Genomic DNA, 6,759 nt, shown 5'->3' with positions numbered 1-6,759 from the left:
GATTTCCGTGACACGATAGACGGATTCTGTCTTCTTCTTGGCCATGTTTTTCGCCCCTTCAGTGAGGAGGCGCGAGTGGCGCACCTCGATGATTTCATCATAGGCCGTCTAGGTGCCAGGCATCGCTTCTATTCGCCATGGGCCGTCGCTGTCGCCCCGGACTCCGCATGTCCCGAGATGGACGCTAGAGTTGAACCGCAAGGTCCGTGGGCCGGTCCCGCACCTGTCGCTCGTGGCAGCGGCGGCGCTGATTCGCAATTCGATCGCGCGCTCCCAAACCATCGGACCTCGACCGGCTGTCGGGCTCATGAGAAAAGCGAGCGTCTGGAAAGCCCCAGGAACCGGACGTGGAGGACGAGGCAATCGGCCTCGCTCCCCATCAGACGTTGCACAGGACGCACATACCAGAAATTTGCGCTGTCACTACATTGCTGTGGGAGCTATACCTTAAGAGAACACCTTTGCAGCGCGGCACAATAAGCGAGGTATCGTCTTGACCACCGATTCCACCAAAAGTAGCGTTGCGGCACTAACACTTGGTGCCATTGGTATTGTCTATGGAGACATTGGCACTAGTCCGCTATACACGATGAAGGAGGTATTCGCCGAACATCACGGCATTGCGCCTCACCCCGCCAACGTGCTGGGGGTTGTCTCGCTGATTCTGTGGGGTCTGGTAATCGTTATTTCGCTCAAATATGTGACCCTCGTCTTGCGAGCGGACAATCGCGGTGAAGGCGGCATCATGGCGCTGACCGCGCTGGCCCTATCTTCGGTCACTCAGAAATCTCGCTGGTATTATTCAGTGATGCTGCTTGGGATGGTCGGCGCCGGCCTGTTTTTCGGTGACGGCGTCATAACCCCGGCCATCTCCGTTTTATCGGCCATTGAGGGGCTGGAAGTGGCCACGCCCCACTTTAAGCCTTATGTCATTCCATTGACGTTAGCTGTCCTGGTCGCCCTGTACGTGGCGCAGCGCCGGGGCACAGCCGGAATCGGGAAATGGTTCGGCCCGATTGTGCTGGTCTGGTTCATTACCCTGGCTGTAATGGGCGTCGTTAATATCATGCGGAACCCAGTCATCCTGGTCGCCTTCAATCCTGTCCATGCCTTCGGCTTCCTGGTTCACAATGGATGGTTCGCCTTCGTGGCCCTGGGTGCGGTTGTGCTGGCGCTTACCGGCGCAGAGGCGCTATATGCCGATATGGGCCATTTCGGGAAAAAGTCAGTCCGTCTGGCCTGGTTCTCCGTCGTTTTTCCCGCGCTTGCGCTCAATTACCTCGGACAGGGTGCCTTGCTTTTAGCGAATCCCGCAGCGGTTACCAATCCCTTTTTTCAGCAGCTCGGGACCTGGAGCGTCTACCCACTAGTCGTGCTCTCGACCGCGGCGACCGTGATCGCCTCACAGGCAACCATCTCGGGCGCGTTTTCGGTGACGCAGCAAGCCATTTCGCTGGGCTTTCTGCCGCGTATGCGCATTTGCCAGACCTCCGAAAGCGAAAAGGGGCAAATCTATATCCCGCTCGTAAATTGGTTACAACTCGCGGCTGTGGTAGTGGCCGTTGTCGCTTTCGGCTCATCGTCCAATCTGGCTTCGGCTTATGGCATTGCGGCGACTGCCACCATGCTGACAACGACTCTGTTAACCTTTTTCGTCGTTCGTTTCGGCTGGAAGTATCCAATAATGCTGTCCGTGGCAGCGACAGGCTTCTTTTTCGTGATTGACGTGGCGTTGTTCTCTTCGACAAGTTTGAAAATCGTCAGTGGCGGCTGGTTCACCCTGACTCTCAGTGCGTTCATGGTCACCGTCATGCTGACTTGGAGGACGGGGCGAGCACTGGTGTTTCAAAGCCTCCAGCGGCATCTCATTCCCATCAATGACTTCCTGCAGTCGTTGTTTGTCAATCCGCCACTCCGTGTTGACGGCACCGCCATATTTTTCCGTGCTGAAGGGGAAGGGGTGCCGCATGCGCTGTTGCATAACCTGCTTCATAACAAGATACTGCATGAACGAACCATATTTCTGACCGTGTGTGCGACCGACATCCCCAGGATTCCCGAGGGGGAGCGCATCAAGGTTGAGCCACTTGGGCACAATTGCTACCAGATCAATGTGTACTATGGGTTCTCGGACGAACGGGACATCCCACGCGCTTTGGAGCGGTGTTATCAGGCTGGACTGGAGATTGACCTGATGCAGACTTCCTTCTTTATCGCCCGTCATACGGTGCTAGCCACCCCGAAAGCTGGCATGGCACTCTGGCGCGAAGCCTTGTATTCCGCAATGGCGCGCAACGCGCGCGATGCCGCTGATTACTTTAAGATTCCAGCCAATCGCGTCATTGAACTGGGCGCGCAGGTAGAAATTTGACTGTCCAAGAGCGCCTTGGAACTGTTCAACGGTTCGCCGTCGCCGAATTGATCGCAAACAGCAAACGCGCCAAGCAGCTCGCAGGTGGTGGTGCGCTACAGCGTGATCTCGACCGCCTGCTCGCCGAAGAAACCGCCCTGCCGGTGCTCGTTGCCGAAGCCCCGCTGACCTGCGTCGTGCGCGGCTCGCGCATCGCGATCGAACCCATGGATAAACTCTGCAGCGTCTTCTCCTACGAATACGCGTGGTGGCGCGCCGCGGCGACCTCATGTCCTTGTCGGACGCCTTGTACGATAGGAGCGTTTGCGGACAGGCGTTCGCTGACCGCATCCAAACACGGTCCGCGCTAACCGGCTTGCCTTTCGGCCGGTACGTCCATGCTCAACATCGGTTCACCGCACCCGTGTGCGATTGCCACCCGGGCGCTGTCTCGCATTTCGACCGCCGCACCAATGTCCTCTCCGCGCGCCTCGATCGGATCGAGCAGCGACACAGTGATCTCGCCGCGCCGTGGCAGCCACTGGCCGTCCGGCAATATCGCGCGCGTGCCAGCGATTGCGATCGGCATGACCGGCCGATGCGCGGCGCATGCCGCGACAAACGCACCGAGCCGGAACGGCCGCACGCCGGCCGCGCGTGCGAATGTCCTCTCCGCGAAGAATAATAGGGGCGCGCCGGCCGCGGCCCGCACAATCAGTTCATGTTCGGCGGCGATGCCGCGCACGTAGTCGTGTCGCTCGACGAAGTACGCGCCGATCAATTGCAAAAACGGGCGCGCAATCCAGTTGGCGCTCAATTCCTGTTTTGCAACAATGCAGACTGGCGCGGGCAACGCCGCGAGCAGCACTACGCCATCGAGATAGCTCGCGTGATTGGCGACGAGAATCGCATCCGGCCTGGCGCGACAGGACTCGATGCCGCGCACGGTCAGCCGGATGCCAGCCAGCTTGATAAAGAGGCGGCACGCTCGCGATGCGATGTGCCAGTTCCGTGCGGTGTTAGTCGCACGCAGCGTCGTCGCGAGCCAGATTGGCACGCCGATCACTGCCAGCAGTAGCCAGCATGCGCTACCGTAGGCGAGTTCGACCGCGCGGGTCCCGGCGCGGCGGCACATCGGAACAACGCTGTCAGCCAGCAGTCCGGCCCATTGCTGCGCGGCGGCACCAGCGCGATCTGCTCGGGCGGGGCACCGAAGATCGCGAGCGCGGCTTCGTTAATCGAGCCTCGGATGCGCGCGAGCGCGTCGGACGCGGTTTCGCGCGTCTCGGCAATCACAATCAGCTGGTCGGTACCGGTCGCCTCATCGGGCACGCCGCACACCGCGACACAACCGTCCCGCACACCGCGCAGGCGCGAAACTGACTCTTCCAGTTCATAGGAAAAAAGTGGCGTCCGGCGCGAATCACGAGATCCTTGGCGCGCCCGGTGATGAAGAGTTCGCCGTCGGCCAGATAGCCGATATCACCGGTGTCGAGCCAGCCGTCGCGGATTAGGCGCCCGGTCTGTTCGGCGTTGCGGTAATAGCCGGCGGTCGCCGACGGACTGCGGAATTCGATGCTCCCGGCGACGCGTTCCGGCACATCGCGAGCATCCACGTCGACGATGCGCACCGTATTGCCCGGCAACGCGGCGCCGCACGATACCAGTTCGAGCATGTCGACGTCATGTGCGGCGGGTACGGCGCGGTTGGAGGCGGCCAGTTGCTCGCGACTGATGCGATCGACGCGCATGCCTCGGCCAAGGGGCGAGAACGTAAGTCCGAGCGTGTTCTCCGCGAGTCCGTACACCGGGGTCAGTGCACGCGCGTCCAATCCGTAGCTGGTGAACCGTTCGACGAATGCGCGCATCGTGCGGGCGCTGACCGGCTCGGCGCCGCAAAGCGCCACGCGCAGTGACGACAGGTCGGTGCCCTTCAGATCCTCGGGCGTGATGCGCGTTGTGCACCGGTCGTAGGCGAAATTCGGCGCGGCGGTGATCGTGGCGCGGTACCGACCGATCGCCTGCAACCAACGTTCCGGTCGTGCGATGAATGTCAGCGGCGACCGAACACATTGAAAGTCGGCATTGCCACAGTCGAAAAGTACAAGGCTCGAACCATGGCCATCGCACGGGGCGAATACGTCCCTTCTGCCGATGAACCGAAAGCCTGGTTCCGGTCGCTTGAAACGTTGGCACAGGTGCTTTCCGCGAAAAACCGTGCGTTACTCGCGCTGATCGCGGAAACGAACCCAGCATCGCTCAACGAACTGGTCGAAAAGGCCGGCCGTGCTAAATCCAATCTCTCGCGAACGCTCAGGACTATGGAAAGCTATGGCCTGGTGCATTTTGAGGAAGGCCATCGCCGTGAGATAGCGCCGCGCGTGACTTATTCGGGCGTCGAGTTGGAAATGACCTTTCAGTGACCGGGGGAACGGGAGTCAACGAACGTGAGCGATGGGTTTGAGACCCTTCTTTCGGCGCAACGCCGCGCCATGATGCGCGATACTCCGACCGCTGCTGCTGAAGCGGCCACCGAGACGTCGATGCTTAGGATTGCCTAAACTGATTGAGACACTGTGCGACCGTGCAGCTCTGAGCAAACGCGAAGCGAAGGAGATCGTTAAGGCATTTTTTGAGATGATGCGCGACGCGCTGGAAAGGGGCGAGAACGTGCAGTTGTCTGGCTTCGGCAAGTTTCAGTTGCGAGAGAAGTCGCAGCGTCCAGGACGGAATCCGAAAACTGGCGAAACGACTAGCATTGCGGCGCGACGCGTCGTGACCTATCATGCGAGTCAAAAGCTCAAGGCGCGGCTCGAAACAGACGCGGAACAGCGACGCCGTGACCGCCCCTAGTCGAAGCTGTTCGTCGGTGTTTCGCCGCGAGAGCCGGAGACCCGGCGCAACGATAACGAGTTCAGTCTCCAAATGTCGTGAAGATTACCGCTGGCACAGGATTTAAGGAGGTGGTTGTAAATCAGCAAGATCGGCAGGCGCCCAGCTTTGCCTATCCCGATTGAAAGGCAATCGCTGGCTAGAACAGTTGCCCGTCCAATGGCAGCAGGTTTACCCACTTCACCGCGGTCTGGCGTTCAATGCCGTCCGGGTGTATCGAGCGAATCATCACACGTTGACCGCGCGCCTCCCCGAGGACTTCGACGATACGCTCCTCATATCTGGCCAGTGTGCCGCGCACCGGCTTGCGCTTCATGCGCACGCGAAGGGGAGGGAAGAGCATCGGTACGCGACAGCAATTTATGATGCCGTCATCATAGCGGGACCAGGCCCTTCCGGGAATCCCATTCATCTTGTAGCGATCGCCACACTGCACAGTCATGCGTCGTATCGTTGTTCGCAATTCTCCCGTTCATGGCCGCTTGACAAAATTCCTGCTGACGGCGCCAATCATCGAGTGCGCGTGGCAGATGTTGGAGACGTAGTAACCGGACCTGTTTTCTGACCCTCAGGCTTCTTCAACGGGCACTATCTGCGATTCGCGCGACGAATACATGGTGACGCGTACGAGCGCCAACGAACTCAAACATGTACTTCATGCTGAGCGCGCGAAGTGCAGTCTCCGCGAACTCGGCCTTGACCTTCACATCGTGTTCAATCGCGATGCCGTGATGATCTTGCCACCAGGCATGACGAAGGCATGGGCTCGCCGCGGCACTCGCGCAATGGGAGGCTTTTGCCGGCACGCTGTTGCCGGCTGTCGCAAATCTTAAACCGCTAGAATTGCGAAACGACGCGCAACAGATTCTCGAGGCCGTCGCAAGGGACCTAGCGAGCCCACAGACGGCGGAGGCTCAGCCCGAAAAATCGATGGGGCGCAGCCCGAGACTGATCGGCGCGCCCGAGACTGCGGCGGAAACGCACGCCATCCTTCGGGCGCGAAACGGCTTTAACATCAATCAGCTGGCAGCGGAGTACCGTGCCTTGCGCGCCAGCGTTCTACGGCTTTGGATCGACGAATGCGATCCGACCGCTCCGGATTTAGATGACATGATCCGATTTAACGAGGCCATCGATCAGGCACTCGCCGAATCGGTCCGCCATTTCAGCGCACAAGTTGACCAGGCTCGTAATCTGTTTCTTGGCATGCTCGGGCACGATATGCGCAGTCCCCTTCAAACGATTCAGATGACAGCCGTCTATTTGGCGGCACTGAATGATGGAGGGAAAATTTCCGAAGCTGCGCGCCGGTTGATTAACAGCGGTTCCCGCATGCAGGCGCTCCTGGACGATATGCTAGATTTCAATCGAGCTAATCTCGGCTTGGGCATCGCCATCGCGCCGAGCATTGTGGACCTCGCGAAGCAGTTAGCAGAGGCATTGGACCTGTTGCGCACAGCGCACCCGGATCACCGGGTCGATCTCGAGGTCGTTGGCGACTCGAACGGTGTCTGGGA

At 59.7% G+C, this 6,759-nt stretch carries 5 protein-coding genes and 3 pseudogenes; 5 read left to right on the top strand and 3 right to left on the bottom strand.

The features are described from left to right. The first annotated feature begins 493 nt into the window (after positions 1-493). Both BG61_RS37315 and BG61_RS44535 read left to right on the top strand, forming a co-directional pair. Entirely contained in the window at positions 494-2,371 is a 1,878-nt protein-coding gene (locus BG61_RS37315) for a potassium transporter Kup (protein WP_035943193.1), read from the top strand. Next, positions 2,368-2,610 (top strand): annotated as a pseudogene (locus BG61_RS44535) (rod shape-determining protein); the annotation flags it as partial. The gene BG61_RS37315 and the pseudogene BG61_RS44535, both read left to right, overlap by 4 nt. A gap of 107 nt (positions 2,611-2,717) precedes the next feature. On the opposite strand, the gene BG61_RS44530 reads toward BG61_RS44535, so the two are convergent. After that, a complete protein-coding gene (locus BG61_RS44530) occupies positions 2,718-3,485 on the bottom strand; it encodes a lysophospholipid acyltransferase family protein (RefSeq protein WP_233469220.1) in 768 nt (255 codons plus the stop codon). Between the two features lie 163 nt (positions 3,486-3,648). Beyond that, a complete protein-coding gene (locus BG61_RS44525; RefSeq protein ID WP_051673074.1) occupies positions 3,649-4,377 on the bottom strand; it encodes an AMP-binding protein in 729 nt (242 codons plus the stop codon). A 45-nt stretch (positions 4,378-4,422) separates the two neighbouring features. Between BG61_RS44525 and BG61_RS37300 the strand changes: the two genes are divergently transcribed. Both BG61_RS37300 and BG61_RS37295 read left to right on the top strand, forming a co-directional pair. Next, complete coding sequence (locus BG61_RS37300; RefSeq protein ID WP_035943190.1) at positions 4,423-4,773, top strand: HVO_A0114 family putative DNA-binding protein; 351 nt, start codon at positions 4,423-4,425, stop codon at positions 4,771-4,773. Between the two features lie 69 nt (positions 4,774-4,842). Further along, positions 4,843-5,203: pseudogene (locus tag BG61_RS37295) on the top strand (integration host factor subunit alpha). Positions 5,204-5,381: 178 nt separating this feature from the next. Here BG61_RS37295 and BG61_RS43505 read toward each other — a convergent pair. After that, the gene (locus BG61_RS43505) at positions 5,382-5,558 is read right to left on the bottom strand and encodes a hypothetical protein (protein ID WP_169743340.1); all 177 of its coding nucleotides are present in this window, start codon (positions 5,556-5,558) and stop codon (positions 5,382-5,384) included. A 461-nt stretch (positions 5,559-6,019) separates the two neighbouring features. Between BG61_RS43505 and BG61_RS37285 the strand changes: the two are divergent. After that, positions 6,020-6,759, top strand: a pseudogene (locus tag BG61_RS37285) (sensor histidine kinase); the annotation flags it as partial.

This window comes from Caballeronia glathei (assembly GCF_000698595.1).
GTDB classification, from domain to species: domain Bacteria; phylum Pseudomonadota; class Gammaproteobacteria; order Burkholderiales; family Burkholderiaceae; genus Caballeronia; species Caballeronia glathei.
This window is presented reverse-complemented; position numbering and strand designations above follow the sequence as displayed.